This window comes from Bradyrhizobium sp. 76 (assembly GCF_023073025.1).
Taxonomy (GTDB): Bacteria; Pseudomonadota; Alphaproteobacteria; order Rhizobiales; family Xanthobacteraceae; genus Bradyrhizobium.
This window is the reverse complement of sequence record NZ_JADPIS010000109.1, coordinates 195,068-214,064: the sequence shown is the minus strand read 5'-3', so window position 1 is coordinate 214,064 and position 18,997 is coordinate 195,068. Positions and strand designations below refer to the sequence as shown.

The following is an 18,997-nucleotide window of genomic DNA, read 5'->3' as shown; positions in this document are numbered from 1 at the left end:
CGACACACCCGTTGGGACTTGTGAGAAGTTGTGAGGTCTCCGCTCGCGCGCCTCACAGGGGCCTGCAACCGCAGTCTGATCGCGACGCGGGGAACGGTCTTGCCGGATTGCGGTCATCTGGCTATCCGGTCCGTTCGAAAGGATCAGGATTTCGCCATGACCGAGCCGGTCGACACCGCAACGGGAACCCTCTCGTTTGGGCCATTCACCGTGATGCCAAATGAAAGACTCGTGACCCGCGATGGCGTCGCGCTGCCGCTCGGCGCAAAGGCCTTCGACACGCTGCTCGCACTGATGTCGCGGCCGAACCAGGTCGTCAGCAAGTATGATCTGATGGCGCTGGTGTGGCCCGGCATGACGGTCGAGGACGCCAATCTCCGCTTTCACGTCGCGGCGCTTCGTAAGGCCCTTGGCGACGGCAAGGACGGTGCCCGCTACATCACCACACTCTCCGGCCGCGGCTATTGCTTCGTGGCGCTAATCTCGCAGGTGAATATCCCGGCAGAGCGGCGCACCGCCGCGCGAACGGAATTGCCGCCCGTCAAACTGCCGAACCGGCTGCAACGGATGGTCGGGCGCGACGATGCGGTCGCCGCCGTCTCCGACAGGCTCGTCGGCTCCCGCTTCGTCACGATCACCGGCCCGGGCGGTGTCGGCAAGACCGTCGTTGCGGTTGCGATTGCTCACGATCTGCTCGCGACATTTTCCGACGCCGCACATTTCGTCGATCTTGCCGCGCTGAGCGATCCCGATCTCGTGATCACCTCGATCCTGCTGATGCTGGGCTTGCCGGCGCAAACCGAGGATCCCCTGCCTGCGCTGCTCGCGCATCTCAGGGACAAGCGGATGCTGCTGATCCTCGACAATTGCGAACACGTCATCGCCACGGCGGCGCCGCTGGCCACCGACATCTTCCACGCCGCACCGCATGTCCATATCCTGGCGACGAGCCGCGAAGCCCTGCGGGTCGAGGGTGAGCAGGTCTATCGCTTGGCGCCGCTCGCCGTTCCGCCCGACAATCCTGGGCTGACGGCGGCCGCTGCGCAGACTTATCCCGCGCTTCAACTCTTCCTCGAACGTGCCACGGCCGGCGGCGCGCAGATCGCGCTCGACGATGCCAATGCCGCGATCGTCGCCGGGATCTGCCGCAAGCTCGACGGCATGGCGCTGGCGATCGAACTCGCCGCCGGCCGCGTCGAAGCCTACGGCCTGGAGCAGACCGCAGCACTGCTCGACGAGCGCCTCAATCTGCTCTGGCAGGGCCAGCGCACGGCGCCGCCGCGACAAAAGACGTTGCAGGCGACGCTGGCATGGAGCTACGGGCTCTTGTCCGACCTCGAACGCCTCGTGCTACGCAGGCTCGCGGTTTTCGCCGGTCACTTCACCATCGACGCCGCACTCGAGATCGTGCCGGACGAACGTGTCGACCGCTCCCGCCTGTTCGACGCCATCGACGGCCTGGTGGCCAAGTCGATGGTCGCGGCGCGGCCGATCGGCGCCATGATGCGTTACCGTCTGCTCGACACGACGCGCGCCTATCTGCTCGAGATCGAGCCTGATGACGCGGTGCTCGCCGCCCGGCACGCGACCTATTACCGGCAATGGCTGGAGCAGGCCGGCACGACGTGGGCCACGGTGCCGAGCGCCGACGAGCGCGCGATCCACTTCTCCGCCCTTCACAACGTGCGCGCCGCACTGGACTGGTGTTTTGGCAAGGACGGCGATGCCAGCATCGGCATTGCACTGGCCGCAGCTGCAGCGCCAATTTTTCTCGCGATGTCGTTGCTGGTCGAGTGCCGGCGCTGGTCTGAACGGGCGCTGCTTGCGATCGATCCCTCCTCGCGCGGCGGCGCCGAGGAAATGCACATCCAGGCCGCGCTCGGACTGACCTTGATGTTCACGCGCGGGGGCAGCGAAGCGGCGCGTGCCGCGTTGAGCCGGAGCCTTGCGATCGCCGAGGCGCGCGGCGACGGGCCGAACCAGCTCCAGTTGCTCGGGCGCATGCATATCTTCCACGAGCGCATGGGACAGTTCGACGCCGCGCTCGGCTATGCGCAGCAAAGCCTTACGGTCGCCGGGACACTCGGCGATGCCGCCTCCCTCGCCCTCGCCCATTCGCTCCTCGGTGTCTCCTTGCATCTTGCCGGCGAGCATCGCGACGCGCTGACGATGCTGGAGGCCGCCTGGCATGGGCCGGGCACGGAACGGATCAGCACCCTCTACGGCTTCGATCACCGCAACCGGGCCGGCATCTCGCTCGCGCGCGAGTTCTGGTTGCAGGGCCGCCCCGCGGATGCGCTGCAACTGGCCCGACAGACGGTCGTCGAGGCCGCGCAGATGGACCATCCGATCACGCTCTGCATTGCGTTGATCTGGGCGGTCTCGATCGATCTCTGGAGCGGAGACCTCGATGCCGCGGAAGAGAACATCGACCGCTTCATCGCCCATGCCGAATCGCGCTCCATGGGCCCCTATCTTGCGGTCGGCCGCGGCGTCAAAGGCGAACTGGCGATCCGGCGCGGCCATGCCGCCGAAGGCGTCGAAACGATCGGGACGTGTCTGCGTGAGCTCCACGATGCCGGCTACGAGCTTCTCACCACGACGTTCAATATCGCGCTTGTTCAGGGCTTGATGGCGCTTGGGCAGATCGAGCGGAGTGCGTGCCTGATCGACGATGCGATCCGCCTCGTCGAGCAAAGCGGCGATCATCTGTACATGCCCGAGCTGCTGCGCATGAAGGGAAGGGTTCTCTTGGCGAGGCCCAGGCCCGACGCTGATCAGGCAGAAGCCCACTTCGTCCAATCACTGGAATTGAGTCGTCGCAAAGGCGCCAAAGCCTGGGAGCTGCGGGCCGCGATCGATCTCGCCGGTCTCCTTGCCGAACGCGGCCGGCGCGAGGAAGCGAGGCGGTGGCTTCAATTGGCGTATGAAGGCTTCGCCGCGGGCTCGGAGACAGCGGATATCCGGGCCGCCGACAAGTTGTTGCAAACATTATGACGCGGACTCGGTGCCGCTCGTGTCCCGGGCGCACTGCAACGCTCTTGCGCTGCTGCGCAGAGCCGGGATCCACGAGCGACACGGTACAATGCAGCGACATGGGCCCCGGCTCTGCAGCGCACCGTCGAAGCCTAGCAGCGCCGCTCGTCGGCACGAAGTTTTGGGCTCACGGAGAGCAATCCGCCCTGCCCTTGGCCTCTCGTAGCCGAACGCTGCCGCGTCCACCGCAAGCCCGGCTCGCGAACGTGACGACCACAAGATCGCCCCTCAAGGATGAGCCGGGATGGGCGACACATACGCCAAAACCGAATTTCGGTAAAGTGGGATATTTTTGCGCGGTGGGATTGACAGGGGGGCGACACAGCGAGCGCATCCGGACTACGGGACGCTCGCTCCATGCTCACCCCGTCGGGGTGCCCTGCTTCCACTGGCCACCGGCGATCTTCGCGGCGGCGATCACGGCTTGGGTCCGGCTTTCGACGCCGAGCTTTTGCAGGATGGCCGAGACATGCGCCTTGATGGTGGCCTCGGAGACGCCGAGCTCATAGGCGATCTGCTTGTTGAGCAATCCCTCGGACAGCATCATCAGGACCCGGACCTGCTGAGGCGTCAGCGTCACCAGCCGGTCGCGCAGGCGCGTCATGTCGGGATCGGCGACGGCCGACAGATCGGTGTCGGCCGGAACCCAGACGTCGCCCTCCATCACCTTGAGGATGGCGTCGCGCAAGGTCTCGACGCCAAATCGCTTCGGAATGAAACCGGACGCGCCGAAATCGAGCGAGCGGCGGATCGTGGCGCTATCGTCGGAAGCGGAGACGATCACCACCGGGATCGCCGGATATTGCGCGCGCAGATAGATCAGGCCTGAAAAGCCGGAGATCCCGGGCATCGAGAGGTCGAGCAGGATCAGGTCGACGTCGGAGGTCTGTTCCAAAAGCTTGGTCAAATCCTCGAACGATCCAGCCTCGTCGATCTTGGCCGAGCTCAGGACGCCCGCCACCGCCTGCCGCAGCGCGGCGCGGAACAATGGATGGTCATCGGCAATGACGAGATGGGTCGAGGGAGCGTTCATCGTTCTCTTGCTGGCAATCGCACCGGGCCAGTAGGCCGGCGCGGGGCCTTGGTCAATTGTTTCCCGACCAGCCGTGGCATGCAAGTGGACATTATCCCTTTGCGGCAACGGGGTTAATCCACGGGCCGGCACTATGTTGCCGAATGGAACGCCCGCGACGTCAGGTGCGCGTCAGTGCGAAAGGCCGAAAGTCGTATTGGGGCGGGTTTCACGCCAATGTTACCTTGGGGACAAGGCTTGGGTTGATCCGGCATGACCGGACATCCAGGACGCGAGGAAACGATTTTTCGGGGAGCGACTCAATATGTCGACAATGGCTGTGTCTCAAGCAGGCGCGGGAGGGATGACGAAGGACGAACGGTTCGTCATTCTCGCCTCCTCGCTCGGTACCGTCTTCGAGTGGTACGATTTCTATCTCTACGGTTCGCTGGCCGGCATCATCGGCGCGCAGTTCTTCTCGGCCTATCCGCCGGCAACCCGCGACATCTTCGCGCTGCTGGCCTTCGCGGCGGGCTTCCTGGTGCGCCCGTTCGGCGCGATCGTGTTCGGCCGTGTCGGCGACATCGTCGGCCGCAAATACACCTTCCTCGTCACCATCCTGATCATGGGTCTGTCGACCTTCATCGTCGGCCTGCTGCCCAACGCGGCGACCATCGGCATCGCGGCCCCGATCATCCTGATCGCGCTGCGTCTCGCCCAGGGCCTGGCGCTCGGCGGCGAGTATGGCGGTGCGGCCACCTACGTCGCAGAGCATGCTCCGAACGGCAAGCGCGGCTACTATACCTCCTTCATCCAGACCACGGCGACGCTCGGCCTGTTCCTGTCGCTGCTGGTGATCCTGTTCACGCGCTCCGCGCTCGGCGAACCCGAGTTCGCGGCATGGGGCTGGCGCATTCCGTTCCTGGTCTCGGTGCTGCTGCTCGGCGTTTCGGTCTGGATCCGGCTTCGCCTCAACGAATCCCCGATCTTCCAGAAGATGAAGGACGAGGGGAAGAGCTCGAAGGCCCCGCTGACGGAAGCCTTCGGCAACTGGCAGAACGGCAAGCTCGTGCTGCTGGCGCTGCTTGGCGGCGTGATGGGCCAGGGCGTGGTCTGGTACACCGGCCAGTTCTACGCGCTGTTCTTCCTGCAATCGATCCTCAAGGTCGACGGCTACACTGCCAACCTGCTGATCGCCTGGTCGCTCCTGCTCGGCACCGGCTTCTTCATCGTGTTCGGCATGCTCTCCGACAGGATCGGCCGCAAGCCGATCATCCTCGGCGGCTGTCTGATCGCGGCGCTGACCTTCTTCCCGATCTTCAAGATGATCACCACCAACGCCAACCCGGCGCTGGAAAAAGCGATCGAGACGGTCAAGGTCGACGTGGTGGCGGATCCCGCAGGTTGCGGCGACTTGTTCAACCCGGTCGGCACCCGCGTCTTCACCTCGCCTTGCGACACCGCACGTGCCTATCTGTCGCAGTCGTCGGTCAAGTACTCGACCACGCCGGGTGCGGCAGGCTCCGGCGTGAAGGTGATGGTCAACGGCAAGGAAGTTGCCTACGCCAACGCCAAGGACGGCAACCCGGCAGTCCTCGCCGCCGTGCAGGGAGCCGGCTATCCGAAGCCCGGCGATGCGAGCATCGTGAAGATGGCGCATCCGTTCGACATCTTCCGTCCGCAGGTGGCCGCGGTCGTCGGACTGCTGTTCGTCCTGGTGCTCTTCGTCACCATGGTGTACGGCCCGATCGCCGCGATGCTGGTCGAACTGTTCCCGACCCGCATCCGCTACACCTCGATGTCGCTGCCCTACCACATCGGTAACGGCTGGTTCGGCGGCCTGCTGCCGGCGACCGCCTTCGCCATCGTGGCCTCGACGGGCGATATCTATGCGGGCCTCTGGTATCCGGTCATCTTCGCGTCGATTACCGTCGTGATCGGCTTGTTCTTCCTGCCGGAGACCAAGGACGTCGATATCAAGTCGACCTGATCGACGCAGATCCAGATCAACCACCAACCGGCCGCGGTCTCCGCGGCCGGTTTTGTTTTGATCTCCAAATTCTTTGTTTTGACGCGTTTTCTTGACGCGAACCGGTATCCACTTCGCTCGAAAACGCTCTACGGATTGCCGATGAATTGCAGCACGATTTCGCGTCGGTGCGGGCGCTTGCGGTGCTCGATCAGGTAGATCGCCTGCCAGGTGCCGAGCGCGAGCTTGCCGCTCAGGACCGGCACATGAAGCGAAGTCTGGGTCAGCATTGTCTTGACGTGCGCCGGCATGTCGTCCGGTCCCTCGGCATCATGCGTCCAGCCGGCGTTCTCCGGCGCGAGCCGGGACAATGCCGTGGTGAGATCCACGAGCACGGAAGGGTCGGCGTTCTCCTGGATCGTCAGCGATGCCGAGGTGTGACGGACGAACAGCGTCAACGCGCCATCTCGCGCGCCTGCCTCGGCAACGAACTTCGCAGCTTCGCCCGTGAGGTCGGTGAAGCCGCGGCCCGGCGTCCGCACGGTCAACAGCGACGATGTGAGGGTGGTGGCCTGCACCGACGATGGCGCCGAGCGCGTGATGGATTTGGCTGATGTCATGAAAGTCTCGCCTGATCGAAAGCTGCCGTAGGGTGAGCAAAGCGTGCCCACCCTGCATAGTCGGATAGATGGTGGGCACGGCGCGTCGCGCCTTTGCCTACCCTACGGCATCTCGCCGCGCGCTAAATCTTCCCCGACACGTCCTTCTGCACGCGATTGGCCATGTCGATCAGCCGGCGCCAGGCCCTTTCCAGGAACGACATCACGCGATCGACGTCCTGGTCGCTCGGCAGCGGGATCTCGATCCTGCGCTCGCCCTCGGCGGCCTTTGGTTCTCGTGCTTGCGGCTCCGCCTTCTTGAGCGGATCGGTCTTCGGCAGCGCCTCGTCGATCTTGCCCGAGACGGTCGGACCCGCCGCGAGCCGTCCCTTCAGCGTCTCGACTTCGGCCTGGAGCCTGCCGATCTCGGCGTCGAGCGCGGTACGTTCATCGGGCACCGCGTAGCAGGCCCAGCCGGCGCCGCTGCGTGTGCAGGTCGACACCGTGCCGGTGCGGCTGTCGAGCCGCAGCACGCCCTCGGGGATGGGGGTCATGCTGTAGCGGCCGCTTTCGCCGTCGGGCGCGGATTGCGCGGCGAGGCCGCCGGCGCTGACCGCCATCACCGCCGCGAACGCCGCCGCCGCAAGCCATGATGCTGTGGATGAATTCGCTGGTCTCATCGCGTTCTCCGCCACGACGGGCCGGTAGCACGTCCAAAGATGGCGCTCATAAAGGTGGCAATCATAAGGGTGGCACTTCTTGCAAATTCTACACCCCGGCGAGGCGATCCGCCGCTCAAAACGCGCCTCTGACATGAACGATCACGGCGCCCCCTTTGATCCCGGCAGCCGCGCGAAATGGCGACTGCGTCCGCCGATCAAGCGGAGACCTGCTGCGGTGCGGCGTCACGCTGTGTGCAGCGCTGCCGCTTGCGCCAATATTGTCAAATAAATCAGTCACATAACTGGAATGGACACAATCGTGACTTGGCTTGACTTGATTATGGGCCATCAGTATGGTCCGCGCGGCTTTTGAGGGTGGCGGGCGTAATTTCCATTCAGCCGCGGCGTTTCGGGTCTTCGTTGCATGACACAGGGCACGGGACACGGCGAGAATGGAGATCGCGATAGATCGCCCGAGGAAGCTGCGCTTTCCGATCGGCTCGGAAATCTTGATCAGCGGTTGTCCGAATTTCGCGGCCGCCACGTCAAGACCGAGCAACCCGCAGGTGACGGTGAGGACAGAGCGGCCAGAGCCTCGGCGATGGCGCTTGGTTTCCGGTTATCCTCCGAGTTGGTCGCCGGGGTCGTTGTCGGAGCGGGGATTGGCTGGGGGTTCGACCGCTTGCTGTCGACGTCGCCTTTCGGATTTATCGTGTTCCTGCTGCTGGGCTTCGTCGCCGGCGTGGTGAATGTGGTGAGAACGGCAGGCGCGGGTCAAAACAGGCGCGGTGGTTCTTAAGCGATCCACACCAGGAGAGGAATGATCGTGCCGGCTCGTGCCGGTACGGGCCGGGCCCGACCGGCAGACCGAGACCCGCCGGCATCGCCCGGCAGACCAAGAGATGCCGCGCTGATGAAAATCGATCCGATCCACCAGTTCAACATCGAGCCTCTCTTCACCCTGGGCCATATCGGCAACCACACGATCGCCTTCACCAATTCGTCGCTCTACATGCTGGTGGCGGTCGCGATCATCTCGATCCTGATGCTCGCCAGCGGCACGCAGCTGGTTCCCGGGCGCCTGCAGTCGGTCGCCGAAATCTCCTACGAGTTCGTGGCCTCGACCATCCGCTCGACGGCCGGCGCGGAAGGCATGAAGTTCTTTCCGCTGATCTTCTCGCTGTTCATGTTCATCTGCGTTTCGAACCTGGTCGGCATCATCCCCTACACCTTCACGATCTCGAGCCATCTGATCGTCACCGCCGCTCTGGCGCTGCTGGTCTTCTTCACGGTCCTGATCTACGGCATTGCCAAGAACGGCCTGAAATTCTTCTCGATCTTCGTGCCCCACGGCGTCCCCGGCTACATCCTGCCCTTGGTGATGTTCATCGAGATCCTGTCGTTCTTCCTGCGGCCGGTCTCCCACAGCGTCCGTCTGTTCGCCAACATGCTGGCCGGCCACATCGCGCTGAAGGTGTTCGCGGGCTTCGTCGCCATGCTCGGCTTCTCGCTCGGCGCCCTTGGCTGGGTCGGCGGCGTGCTGCCGCTGGCGCTCACGGTCGCGCTGTACGCTCTCGAAATTCTGGTCGCGTTCCTGCAAGCCTATGTGTTTGCGATCCTGACCTGCATCTACCTCAACGACGCTATTCATCCGGGACACTGAGCGGTCCGGGGAATTTCCACCCAAAACCCAATCTTTCTTCCAAGGAGTCTAAAATGGATCCGGCAGCAGCAAAACTTATTGGCGCGGGCATCGCATGCATCGGCATGGGCGGCGCGGGCGTCGGCGTCGGCGTGATCTTCGGCAACTACCTCGCCGCAGCAGTTCGCAACCCCTCGGCCGCTCAGGGCCAGTTCGGCAATCTGATCTTCGGCTTCGCCGTGACCGAAGCGCTCGGCATTTTCTCGCTGCTGATCGCGCTGCTGCTGCTGTTCGTTCCGCTCTGAGGACGATTTTCGCGCCGCTTCGACCGGAGCGACGCGCATGACAGCAACAGGAGTACTCCATGGCTGAGAGTCATGGCGGCGCAAAAGGTCCGGCGGCGGGCGCTCACACCGGGTCCGAAGGCGGTCACGGTGGCGGCTTTCCGCCGTTCGAGAGCGGCACCTATGCTTCGCAGCTGGTGTCGCTCGCGATCTTCTTCGTCGCGCTTTACGTGATCGTGTCCAAGCTCGCTCTGCCGCGCGTCGGCGGTGCGATCGAGGCGCGTCAGAACAAGATCGAGGGCGACCTCGCCGAAGCGCAGAAGCTGAAGGACCAGTCCGAAGCGGCGCTGAAGGCCTATGAAAGCGAGCTTGCTTCGGCACGCTCGCGCGCGCAGGCCATCGGCAACGAATCCCGCGACAAGGCGAATGCGCAGGCGGACGCCGAGCGCAAGGCGCTGGAAGAGCAACTGGCGGCCAAGCTCGCCGAGGCGGAGAAGACCATCGCCTCGACCCGTGCGACCGCCATGAGCAACGTCCGCGGCATCGCGGCCGATGCGGCAGGCACCATCGTGCAGCAGCTCACCGGCGTGGTTCCGGACGCGGCATTGGTCAATGCCGCCGTTGATGCGTCCTTGAAGGGTTAATCGATATGTTCTTCGATCCTGAAACCTGGGTCGCCATCGCCTTCGTGATCCTGATGGTCGTGTTCGGCTATCTCGGGGTCTTCAAGAAGGCCATGACTGCGCTCGACCATCGCGCCGATCGCATCAAGGCCGAGCTCGACGACGCGACGCGCCTCAAGCAGGAAGCCACCAAGGTGCTCGCCGACTACAAGGCGCGCACCGCCTCGGCCGAACGCGAAGCCGCCGACATCATCGCGAACGCGAAGAGCGAAGCCGAGCGCATCGCAATCGAGGCCAAGGCCAAGGTGGAAGATTTCGTCGCTCGCCGCACCAAGACCGCGGAGGGCAAGATCGCGCTCGCCGAGGCTCAGGCGGTGGCCGATGTTCGCGCCGCAGCCGCGGAAGCGGCCGTCCAGGCCGCCTCCACGATCCTGTCGCAGTCGGTCAGGGGCCAGGTCGCCGACGATCTGCTCGCCAAGGGCATTACCGAAGTCAGGCAGAAGCTGAACTGAGGGGCTTCGCCTTCACTCATCAAAAAAAGCCGGCGCGATGAGCGCCGGCTTTTTTGTTTGATAGTTTGCTTTCTCGACGTCATGGCCGGGCTTGTCCCGGCCATGACGGTCACTTGCAAAATCATTCGCTACTTCTTCTTCGCCCGCGCCTTCGGCTCGGGTGACAGCGCCTGCGGATCGAAGCCGACATAGAAGATGTAGCTATCGGCGTCCTTGGCCGAAGGCATCGGATAGACCAGATCCTCGGCCACGAAGGTGAAGGGGACGCTGCCGCCTTCCGACATTCCGACCGTGGTCCGGTAGGCCTTGGAAGCGATCACCTTCTCGCCGATGCCGCCATGCACCACGGCGACGCGCAGCGGCACCTCGACGCTCGCAGGCGCGCCGGCGGGACCGGCAATGACGCGGCCCTGGATGCCGATCCGGGCCGTGATATCGCCGCCATTGCGGGTGCATTCGCGGGCCATCTTGGTGATGGTGGCCTGGAAGCGGATCTCGTTGCCAACGGCCGGCTTGCCGGTGGCACCGACCGCGTAGGTGGAGGCTCCGGCACGCACCGTGACCTGCGGGCAATCAAGATCATCATCAGCCGCCGGCTGTCCCGGTGCAGGCGCCGGCTTGGGTTGGGCCGGCTCGTCCGACTTGCCGCCGAACAGGCCCTTGAATCGATCGGTCAGCGACTGCGCCGCGACTGGCGAGACGGAGACGAGCGCAACTGACAACACCAGCGCGACCGCTGCCCCCCGCCGCAACGCATTCCGCGGTGACCGAAGCTCCTGCACCATCAACACCCAAACTCCATGACGACATCACGGCCGATCACCGGCCGGGCTGCGCCGTTATATCGTCAAAACCGGCGAACCCAAGGCAGCAAACAAGCAGACTTTGGTCACATGGATAAGCGGGCTCAGCCGCGGAAATCCTCGTGCAGCAGGCCGAACAGCAAATGGTCCTGCCAGATCCCGTTGATGCAGAGATAGCGGCGCGCCAGCCCCTCGCGGGAGAAACCGCACTTCTCCAGCACCCGGATCGACGGCGCATTGGTCGGGATGCAGGCGGCCTCGACCCGGTGCAGATTGAGCTCGCCGAACAGCGTCGGCAGCAGCACCCGCAGCGCGGCCGTCATGTAGCCGCGCTGGGCGTGGGGCTTCCCAACCCAATAGCCGATGGTGCCGGCCTGGACGATGCCGCGGCGAACATTGGCGAGCGTGATGCCGCCGACCATGGCGCCGTCGAGCTCCCGGAAGATCAGAAAGGGATAGGACCGGTCTGCGGCGATGTCCTCGGAATAGCGGCGCAGGCGACGGCGGAAGCCGGAGCGGGTGAGATCGTCCGACGGCCAGATCGGCTCCCAGGGCGTCAGGTAATCGCGGCTGGACTCGCGCAGATGGGCCCATTGCAGGAAGTCCGACATCTGCGGCGCGCGTAGCAACAGGCCGTTGCCGCGCGGCGCGAGAGCGGCGGGTCCACTGGATGGCAGGCGAAAGAGGGCCATGGTGATGCTTCCCGGGGGCGGATCAACCCGTGCGCGGCTCCTAATGCAGCCGCGCCTTGGCGCGTGCCCGGGTCAATCCTTCCGCAAAAGACACCGCCGTGTCCAGACCCCTGCCACTGCCCAATGCGACAACCGCAGGGCGGCTGCGCGAAAGCAGTGCACGCGCCGCATCCCGGGTCGATTCGACGCTGACGGCGTCGATCCGGGCCACCAGCTCCTCGGCGGTCTGGGGCCGGCCATAGGCCAGCACATGCCGGGCGAGCTGCTCGGCACGAGAGGAGCAGCTCTCCAGCGCCATCAGCAGCCCCGCCTTCATCTGCGCCTTGGCCCGCGCAATCTCGACCTCGGTCAGGGTCTCGACCGAATCATTCATGATGTCGACCACGACCTCCATCATCTCGGGCGCATCGGCCGGATCGGTGCCGGTGTAGAGGCCGAAGAAGCCTGTGTCGGTATAGGGCGCGTGGAACGAGTAGATCGAGTAACAGAGGCCGCGCTTCTCACGCACCTCCTGGAACAGCCGCGACGACATCCCGCCGCCGAGGATGTTGGTGAAGACCTGGAGCGAGAACAGCGACAGATCGGTCTGCGGCACGCCCTCCAGCGCCAGCGTCAGATGCGCCTGCTCGAGTTCGCGATGAACCACCTTGGTACCGCCCTTGCCGAACTGCGCGGCTTGCGGCTTGGGACCCGCCGTCCCCTCAAAACTGGCAAAGCGCTGCTCGACCTCGGCGACCACCTGCTTGTGATCGACCGCACCGGCTGCCGCCACCACCATGTCGGGGCCGCGGTAATGCGTCGACAAATAGTCGCGCAGCGAGTCACGGCTGAAGGCACGCAAGGTCTTGGCAGTGCCGAGCAGCGAGCGGCCCATCGGCTGGTCGGGATAGCAGAGCTCGTTGAGGTGCTCGAACACGACGTCGTCAGGCGTGTCTTGCGCCGCGCCGATCTCCTGCACGATAACGTTCTTCTCGCGCTCAAGCTCGTCGGGCTCGAAGGCCGGGTTGGCCAGGATGTCGGCGAGCACGTCGAGCGCAAGCGGCACGTCGGCCTTCAGCACCCGCGCATAATAGGACGTGGTCTCGGTCGAGGTGCCCGCGTTGAGGTCGCCGCCGACTGCCTCGATCTCCTCGACGATCTCGCGCGAGGAGCGCTTCGTCGTGCCCTTGAACGCCATATGTTCCAGGAGATGCGAGATGCCGTGCTCGTTGGGCTTCTCGTCGCGCCCGCCGACGCCGGCCCAGACGCCGAGCGCCGCAGTCTCGAGATGGGGCATCTTGTCGGTGACGACAGTCAGGCCGGACGCAAGCTTGGAAATCTCGACGCTCATCCGGCAACTCCCTGTTTCGCGGCGCGGCTGACCGACAGCACGAACCGCTCGACCTCGGCCTGGTCGTTCTTCATCACCTTCATGTGTTCGGATTTGGTCATCAGGCCATCGAGCCAGGCCGGCAGTTGCGGCCGCTGGCCGCAGGCCGCTTCGACCGCGTCGGGGAATTTGGCCGGATGGGCGGTGGACAGCACGATGCTGGGAACCGTCCTGTCCGTGGTGTCGCGGTCGGCGACCGCAAGCGCGACCGCGGTATGGGGATCGACCAGCTCGCCCGCCTCGCGCCAGGCGGCGCGGATCGCGGCCGCGGTCTCGGTCTCGTCGGCCCGGCCCGCGTCGAATCCCTCGCGGATCGCGGCCAGCGTCGCATCGGGCAGCACGAAGCGGCCGGACTGCTTCAGCGAATCCATCAGACGGCGCACGCCGGCAGCATCGCGGCCGCCAGCCTCGAACAGCAGCCGCTCGAAATTCGAGGAGATCTGGATGTCCATCGACGGCGACGCCGTCGCGTGGACCTCCCGCACCTCGTAGATCCCGGTCTTCAGCGTGCGCGCCAGAATGTCGTTGACGTTGGCGGCAATGCCCAGGGTCCGCACCGGAAGACCCATGCGCTTGGCGACATAGCCGGCAAAGATGTCGCCGAAATTGCCGGTCGGCACGACGAAGTCCACCGCGCGCGCGGGTGCACCGGCGGCAACGGCGGAGGTGAAATAATAGACCACTTGGGCGACGATCCGCGCCCAATTGATGGAATTGACGCCGGACAGCGACGTCGCATCGCGGAAGCGATGGTTGTTGAACATTGCCTTCACGAGGGCCTGGCAATCGTCGAAATTGCCCTCGACGGCGAGCGCATGGACGTTGGCCGCGCCCGTCGTCGTCATCATCCGCCGCTGCACCTCGGATATGCGGCCATGCGGGAATAGCACGATGAGATCGACATTTTCGAGCCCTGCGAACGCGTCGACTGCAGCACCGCCGGTGTCGCCCGAGGTCGCGACCACGATGGTGGTGCGCTGGCCGCGCTTGGCGAGCACGTGGTCCATCAGCCGCGAGATCAGCTGCATCGCCACGTCCTTGAAAGCGAGCGTCGGACCGTGGAACAGCTCCAGCACGAATTGGTGCGGCGCCATCTGGCGCAGCGGCACCACCGCCGGATGGCGGAAAGTGGCGTAGGCCTCGTTCGCCATGCGGCCGAGCTCGGCGTCCGAGATCTCGCCGGCGACGAAGGGGCGGATCACCTCGACCGCGACCTCCCAATAGGGACGACCGAAGAAGCCGGCGATGGCGTCAGTCGAGAGTTGCGGCCAGGTGGCCGGCACATACAGGCCGCCGTCGCGGGCGAGCCCGGTCAGCATCACATCGCAGAAGCCGAGTTCGGGGGCCTCGCCCCGGGTCGAGATATAACGAGTCAAACTGCCCTCCAAAGGCCGGCCGAGCCTGGGCTCGATCCGCAAGCCTTTGATTTTACGAAATTACTTGTCAACAGCCAGAGGCTTTGAGCCACCATAAAGTGTTTTGCGGCATCAGGAAACCGCTTCGCGGCTGGGGCCATCCAAGGAAAAAGGCTGCCAACAAAAAGGGCTGCGGCAATGCCGCAGCCCTCTCTTGGAAGGTCTGTCGTTGTGTGCAGACCGGTTTGGCCTCTTGGGGTCACCGACCCGCAAAAACTGTTCGCGCAAGCTTTCGTCGGCTGTCACGACATCGTCAAGGGACAAAACGGGATGTGTGAGAAAATGTTCCTGTTTTTCCCGACAGGTTTCGGCTCGGACAAGCATTCGCCAGCGGCATCGCATCGCACATTGCCATTATATCCCGAGCGACAGACCGTTCGGGAACGAACGACGGCTGCGCTCATTGTGTCGGCGGATGGTGTCGGCGCTATCCATGCATTGCCCGGCTGAGCGCCGAGACCGGTCCGCCCGCCGAACCGGCAGCATCCTGGAGCAGCCGGTTCGGCGCCCCGGGCGTCAGTTCATCCCGATTTCCACCGCGATCCGGATCAGGTCGGAATGGTTCTTGGCACCGAGCTTCTGCTTGAGCAGGGAGGTGGTGTTGGCGACGGTCTTGTAAGAGATACCGAGCGCCTCGGCGACCTCGACGATCTTGTCGCCTCGCCCCAGCAGGCGGAGAATCTCGAGCTCCCGCGGCGTCATCTGCGAGGCGGGATTGGCCTTGATCGCCGCGCCGGAAAACGTCACGGCTTCCGCGAGCTGCGGTGAGATGAAATTGTCGCCCGCAATGACCTTGCGCACCGCCTTGAGCAGGATCCGGGGATCGTCGCCCTTGGAGACGTAGCCCTGCGCGCCCAGCTCGACCGCCCGCACCACGAAGGCCGGATCGTCGTTCATGCTGAACATGATGATCTTGGCGGCGGGATCGTCCTTGCGAATGCGCCGCATCAGTTCAAAGCCGGAGACGTCGGGCAGGCTGATGTCGATCACAGTGACGTCGGGCCGCTTGCTGACATAGGCGCGATGCCCGGATTTGGCGTCGGTCGCCTCGTCGATCCGGATCGAATGGTCGGAGGCGAACAGGGTGCGGCAACCGGACAGGACCACGGGATGGTCGTCGACAATCAGGACGCGGGTCGCCGGCTTGGCAGTATCTTGCATTGTAACTCTCTAGTTTTTCGACTCATAAACCGACGGGAACAAATGGAAAGAGCAAATCCGACCGATGCGCGTTAGAATTGACCTAATGTGGCAACGCCTCTCGTTCCGAACCCAACTGTTTCTGCCGCTCGGCCTGAGCTTCCTCGCCGCGCTGATCATGAGCGGCGTGCTGCTCCAGATCTTCGCGACCGACCAATTGGCGGACGAGAACGAGCCGGGGCGGCGTTCGATCCAGACCGTTGCCGCCGCGCTCAACAACGCCCTGCGCACCTCGAACAATCCGCGGCAGACGCTCGACGCCTTTGTCCATTCTCTGGACAACTCCTCTGATATCCAATTCCGTGCCGCGGAGATGGGTCCCGCGTCCTCAGCGAGGGACGGCCCGCGCAAGCCGCATGGCGTCCCGCAATGGTTTGTCGACCTGCTCACCATTCCGGACATGGAGGCGGCAGCTCCGGTGACGATCGGCGAAAAACGTGTCGGCGATCTCGTCTTCCGGCCGGACCTGTCGGCCGACCTGTTCGAGAAATGGATCGGCTTTCTCGCGCTGACCAGCCTCGTTGCCGTGCTGATGGTGCTCACCGGCACCATTGCCTATGTTTTCGCGGGATCGGCCCTGCGCCCGCTGCAATATCTCGGCGAAGGGCTCACGCGGATGCGGCGCGGCGACTACGCCACGCCGATCCCGGTCGGAGGACCGCCGGAAATCCGGCAAAGCTGCGAGGAGGCCAACGCGCTGGCCGAAACGCTGGCGCAATTGAGCCAGGACAATCGCGACCTGCTGCACCGCCTGGTGTCGCTCCAGGACGACGAGCGGCGCGATCTCGCGCGCGAACTGCACGACGAACTCGGTCCGCTGCTGTTCAGCATCCGCGCCGGCACGATCGCATTGGCCGACGCCTCGCCTCCGGCGGGAAATCCCGGCAGTTCGGCGCAGGATGTGTTGCAATCGGTCGAGGCGCTCCAGCAGACCAACCGCCGCATCCTCGACCGGTTGCGACCGCTCTACATCGAGGAATTGGGTCTGGAGACCACCGTGCAGACGCTGCTCCGGAATTTCCGCAAGCAGGCGCCGTCACTCGACCTGACGGACACGATCGATCCGGATCTCAACGCGATCGACGGGCCGCTGGCTCAAACCGTCTATCGCGTGATTCAGGAGGCGCTGACCAACGTGTTGCGTCATGCCGGCGCCAGCAATGCCCATGTGCAGGCGACCTTCGCCGGCGAGGCGGTCGTCATCGAGATTTCCGACGACGGTGGCGGCTTCCCCGAAGGCAATTTGTTCGGTCGCGGCCTGACCGGCATGCATGAGCGCGTGCGCGCACTCAGCGGATCGCTGTCACTGCTGCGCGTGGACGACTGGACCTATGTGCGCTGCCGCCTTCCCGCCGGACCGGCGCGCGAGGCGCCGGTCACCGGCTAGCGTTTTCGCGAGGTGGATACCGGTTCGCGTGAAGAAAACGCGTCAAAACAACAATCTGGAGTCTCTAGCAAGCACAGCCAAGCTGCGCGTTCTGTCGCGCCGGTTCGCACAGCGTGGCGCGGATCTTGCCGTCCGGGCTGAAGCAAAACGAGGCGCGGATGCGCAGCGCGCCGGCGACGGAATATTCGAGATCGATGCCGTGGGGCGCAGGATGGATTTCCTCCAGCCCGAAACCGGCCGACGAGAAAGCGCTGAGCCGCGGCTGCCAATAGGCTTCGAGCTCGCTCCGGCCGCGATAGTGCTGCGTGCCGTTGCACGTGCATTCGACCTGGGCATCGTCCGCGTAGAGGTCGAGAAGCGTCGCGAGGTCGCCCTTCCTGCAGGCATCCACCCAGTCGACGACAATTCCCATCTGGTCGAAATCGCTCACGCTGCAATCCTGTCTGCCGCGAAAAAACGATGGCGGCTTAGGACCACACTCGTGAATGTGCGCTGAATGGTAAACCCCGGGCGATACCGGGTTCCCTAGGTGGATCTACGGAGCTCAGCCCCGCCGCCGCCCTCTTGCCCACACGGCGAAGGCGATGAGCACGGCGCCTGCAAGCGTGAACCAGGTGATGGCGTATTGCAGGTGATCGTCCTTGAGATGCACGTCGAGCGGTCCCGGCCGCGGAATGCCGTTCTCGGGCGCCGGCTGCTCAAGGTCGACATAGAACGGCGCAACCGCGCCCCAGCCCAGCGCGCTCGCGATCGCCACGTGATCGCGCACGAACCACAGCCGCTTGTCGCGGTTCTCCGCCGGAGTCAGCCAGCCAGGCGCCTCGGGAAAGCGCAGATAACCGGTAAACGAGACCTCCTGCCCCGTGACGAGCTTCTTGACCGCGCGATCCTCGACGCTGCGATCCTGCATGGTGTTTTCGACGAAGCCCGCATCGATCACCACCGTCTCGCCGCTCGGCAGCCGCGCCGGCAGGAACGCCCAGGTGCCGGGGCCCGACGCGTCCTTGCGCACGGCGGAGCCGGGGGAATAGACCATCGCGTCGGGCAAGGGCGCATAGATCGCGGTAAAGCTGACGCGGCGGAATTCATCGCGCGCGGGACTTAGCGCGGCCCATCGTGCCGGCGGCGGCAGAGCGACCGGTGCCTCCGCGAGGCGCTCGGTCAGTGCGGCGATCAGCTCGTGCTTGGCGATGCGGCGCTGCAATTGCCAGACACCGAGCACGATACAGACCGCGGTCAGGAATAGCGTGAACAGCGCGAAGCCGGCCACGCGGGGCTTGCGCGCGGTCTCGTTCATTTCGCGCGGTCGACCAGCCGGCCCGGCGCCGCCTTATGGTGGAATTGCAGCGCGATCAGCAGCGACTTCATCGCGCGCAACGGCAGCAGGGTCGTCGCGAGGATCAGCGGCAGCCACAACACCGCGTGCAGCCAGTACGGCGGCTGGTACTTGACTTCGACGACGAGCGCGCAGCCGACCACGATCGCGCCGGCCAGCATGATGATGAAGATCGCCGGACCGTCACCGGAATCGATGAAGGCATAGTCGAGGCCGCAACGCTCGCAGGACGGCGCTAGCGTCAGGAAGCCCGCATAGAGCTTGCCTTGGCCGCAGCGCGGGCATTTGCAGGCAAGCCCGCGCAGCGCGCTCTGCAGGACGGTGGCTTGCGGCTCGGACGTATCGGCGGCTTCGTTCATGATGACAGGGTCTATCACAGTTTCTGCCGAAACCCCTGCGCGCAAAAAAGCGAAAGGGCGGCCCCGGAGGCCGCCCTTTCTCGATCCGAAGTCAGCC

Annotated in this window: 20 protein-coding genes; 9 read left to right on the top strand and 11 right to left on the bottom strand. The window is 64.7% G+C overall.

What is annotated here, in order from left to right:
* Window positions 1–156: 156 nt before the first annotated feature.
* Window positions 157–2,997 carry a winged helix-turn-helix domain-containing protein gene (locus IVB48_RS30755; protein WP_247405994.1) on the top strand — a complete coding sequence of 947 codons (2,841 nt, stop codon included), beginning with the start codon at window positions 157–159 and terminating at the stop codon, window positions 2,995–2,997.
* 400 nt (window positions 2,998–3,397) lie between these two features.
* On the opposite strand, the gene IVB48_RS30750 is transcribed toward IVB48_RS30755, so the two are convergent.
* On the bottom strand, window positions 3,398–4,069 hold the full coding sequence (locus tag IVB48_RS30750) for a response regulator transcription factor (RefSeq protein ID WP_027515287.1): 672 nt from the start codon (window positions 4,067–4,069) through the stop codon (window positions 3,398–3,400).
* A gap of 343 nt (window positions 4,070–4,412) precedes the next feature.
* On the opposite strand from IVB48_RS30750, the gene IVB48_RS30745 reads away from it, so the two are divergent.
* Window positions 4,413–6,038: an MFS transporter gene (locus IVB48_RS30745; RefSeq protein WP_197031213.1), complete on the top strand. Its 1,626-nt coding sequence runs from the start codon at window positions 4,413–4,415 to the stop codon at window positions 6,036–6,038.
* 128 nt (window positions 6,039–6,166) lie between these two features.
* On the opposite strand, the gene IVB48_RS30740 is transcribed toward IVB48_RS30745, so the two are convergent.
* Both IVB48_RS30740 and IVB48_RS30735 read right to left on the bottom strand, forming a co-directional pair.
* Window positions 6,167–6,637: a secondary thiamine-phosphate synthase enzyme YjbQ gene (locus IVB48_RS30740; protein ID WP_247405990.1), complete on the bottom strand. Its 471-nt coding sequence runs from the start codon at window positions 6,635–6,637 to the stop codon at window positions 6,167–6,169.
* A 122-nt stretch (window positions 6,638–6,759) separates the two neighbouring features.
* Entirely contained in the window at window positions 6,760–7,296 is a 537-nt protein-coding gene (locus IVB48_RS30735) for a hypothetical protein (RefSeq protein WP_247405987.1), read from the bottom strand.
* A 406-nt stretch (window positions 7,297–7,702) separates the two neighbouring features.
* Between IVB48_RS30735 and IVB48_RS30730 the strand changes: the two genes are divergently transcribed.
* The 5 genes from IVB48_RS30730 to IVB48_RS30710 all read left to right on the top strand — a co-directional run bounded on the left by IVB48_RS30730 (window position 7,703) and on the right by IVB48_RS30710 (window position 10,339).
* The gene (locus IVB48_RS30730; RefSeq protein WP_007599457.1) at window positions 7,703–8,077 is read left to right on the top strand and encodes an AtpZ/AtpI family protein; all 375 of its coding nucleotides are present in this window, start codon (window positions 7,703–7,705) and stop codon (window positions 8,075–8,077) included.
* Between the two features lie 114 nt (window positions 8,078–8,191).
* Window positions 8,192–8,941, top strand: a complete 750-nt coding sequence (locus IVB48_RS30725) for a F0F1 ATP synthase subunit A (RefSeq protein ID WP_018459993.1) — start codon at window positions 8,192–8,194, stop codon at window positions 8,939–8,941.
* Window positions 8,942–8,994: 53 nt separating this feature from the next.
* A complete protein-coding gene (locus IVB48_RS30720) occupies window positions 8,995–9,225 on the top strand; it encodes a F0F1 ATP synthase subunit C (RefSeq protein ID WP_007599451.1) in 231 nt (76 codons plus the stop codon).
* A gap of 59 nt (window positions 9,226–9,284) precedes the next feature.
* A complete protein-coding gene (locus tag IVB48_RS30715; RefSeq protein WP_027570044.1) occupies window positions 9,285–9,848 on the top strand; it encodes an ATP synthase subunit B in 564 nt (187 codons plus the stop codon).
* Window positions 9,849–9,853: 5 nt separating this feature from the next.
* Window positions 9,854–10,339 carry an ATP F0F1 synthase subunit B gene (locus IVB48_RS30710; RefSeq protein ID WP_247405985.1) on the top strand — a complete coding sequence of 162 codons (486 nt, stop codon included), beginning with the start codon at window positions 9,854–9,856 and terminating at the stop codon, window positions 10,337–10,339.
* Window positions 10,340–10,467: 128 nt separating this feature from the next.
* Here the strand turns inward: IVB48_RS30710 and IVB48_RS30705 are convergent, their stop codons facing one another.
* The 4 genes from IVB48_RS30705 to thrC form a co-directional block, all read right to left on the bottom strand.
* The gene (locus tag IVB48_RS30705) at window positions 10,468–11,124 is read right to left on the bottom strand and encodes a hypothetical protein (protein ID WP_027570042.1); all 657 of its coding nucleotides are present in this window, start codon (window positions 11,122–11,124) and stop codon (window positions 10,468–10,470) included.
* A gap of 122 nt (window positions 11,125–11,246) precedes the next feature.
* The gene (locus IVB48_RS30700; protein ID WP_007605081.1) at window positions 11,247–11,834 is read right to left on the bottom strand and encodes a GNAT family protein; all 588 of its coding nucleotides are present in this window, start codon (window positions 11,832–11,834) and stop codon (window positions 11,247–11,249) included.
* Window positions 11,835–11,874: 40 nt separating this feature from the next.
* Window positions 11,875–13,164, bottom strand: coding sequence for a pitrilysin family protein (locus IVB48_RS30695; protein WP_247283171.1), 1,290 nt, complete (start codon window positions 13,162–13,164; stop codon window positions 11,875–11,877).
* A complete protein-coding gene (gene thrC, locus IVB48_RS30690; protein WP_247283169.1) occupies window positions 13,161–14,579 on the bottom strand; it encodes a threonine synthase in 1,419 nt (472 codons plus the stop codon). Before thrC ends, IVB48_RS30695 begins: the two co-directional genes overlap by 4 nt.
* Before the next feature lie 177 nt (window positions 14,580–14,756).
* On the opposite strand from thrC, the gene IVB48_RS30685 reads away from it, so the two are divergent.
* Complete coding sequence (locus IVB48_RS30685) at window positions 14,757–15,068, top strand: hypothetical protein (protein ID WP_247405982.1); 312 nt, start codon at window positions 14,757–14,759, stop codon at window positions 15,066–15,068.
* Between the two features lie 66 nt (window positions 15,069–15,134).
* On the opposite strand, the gene IVB48_RS30680 is transcribed toward IVB48_RS30685, so the two are convergent.
* Complete coding sequence (locus IVB48_RS30680; protein ID WP_247405979.1) at window positions 15,135–15,779, bottom strand: response regulator transcription factor; 645 nt, start codon at window positions 15,777–15,779, stop codon at window positions 15,135–15,137.
* Window positions 15,780–15,864: 85 nt separating this feature from the next.
* Between IVB48_RS30680 and IVB48_RS30675 the strand changes: the two genes are divergently transcribed.
* Window positions 15,865–17,205 (top strand): histidine kinase, encoded by a 1,341-nt coding sequence (locus IVB48_RS30675; RefSeq protein ID WP_247405976.1) that lies wholly within the window; start codon window positions 15,865–15,867, stop codon window positions 17,203–17,205.
* 64 nt (window positions 17,206–17,269) lie between these two features.
* Here IVB48_RS30675 and IVB48_RS30670 read toward each other — a convergent pair whose 3' ends face one another.
* From IVB48_RS30670 to IVB48_RS30660, 3 genes are all read right to left on the bottom strand, one after another.
* The gene (locus IVB48_RS30670) at window positions 17,270–17,635 is read right to left on the bottom strand and encodes a nuclear transport factor 2 family protein (RefSeq protein ID WP_027515278.1); all 366 of its coding nucleotides are present in this window, start codon (window positions 17,633–17,635) and stop codon (window positions 17,270–17,272) included.
* A 114-nt stretch (window positions 17,636–17,749) separates the two neighbouring features.
* On the bottom strand, window positions 17,750–18,502 hold the full coding sequence (locus IVB48_RS30665; RefSeq protein ID WP_247405974.1) for an SURF1 family protein: 753 nt from the start codon (window positions 18,500–18,502) through the stop codon (window positions 17,750–17,752).
* Window positions 18,499–18,900 (bottom strand): DUF983 domain-containing protein, encoded by a 402-nt coding sequence (locus IVB48_RS30660; protein WP_027570036.1) that lies wholly within the window; start codon window positions 18,898–18,900, stop codon window positions 18,499–18,501. The genes IVB48_RS30665 and IVB48_RS30660 overlap by 4 nt, the downstream gene beginning before the upstream one ends.
* Window positions 18,901–18,997 lie beyond the last annotated feature (97 nt).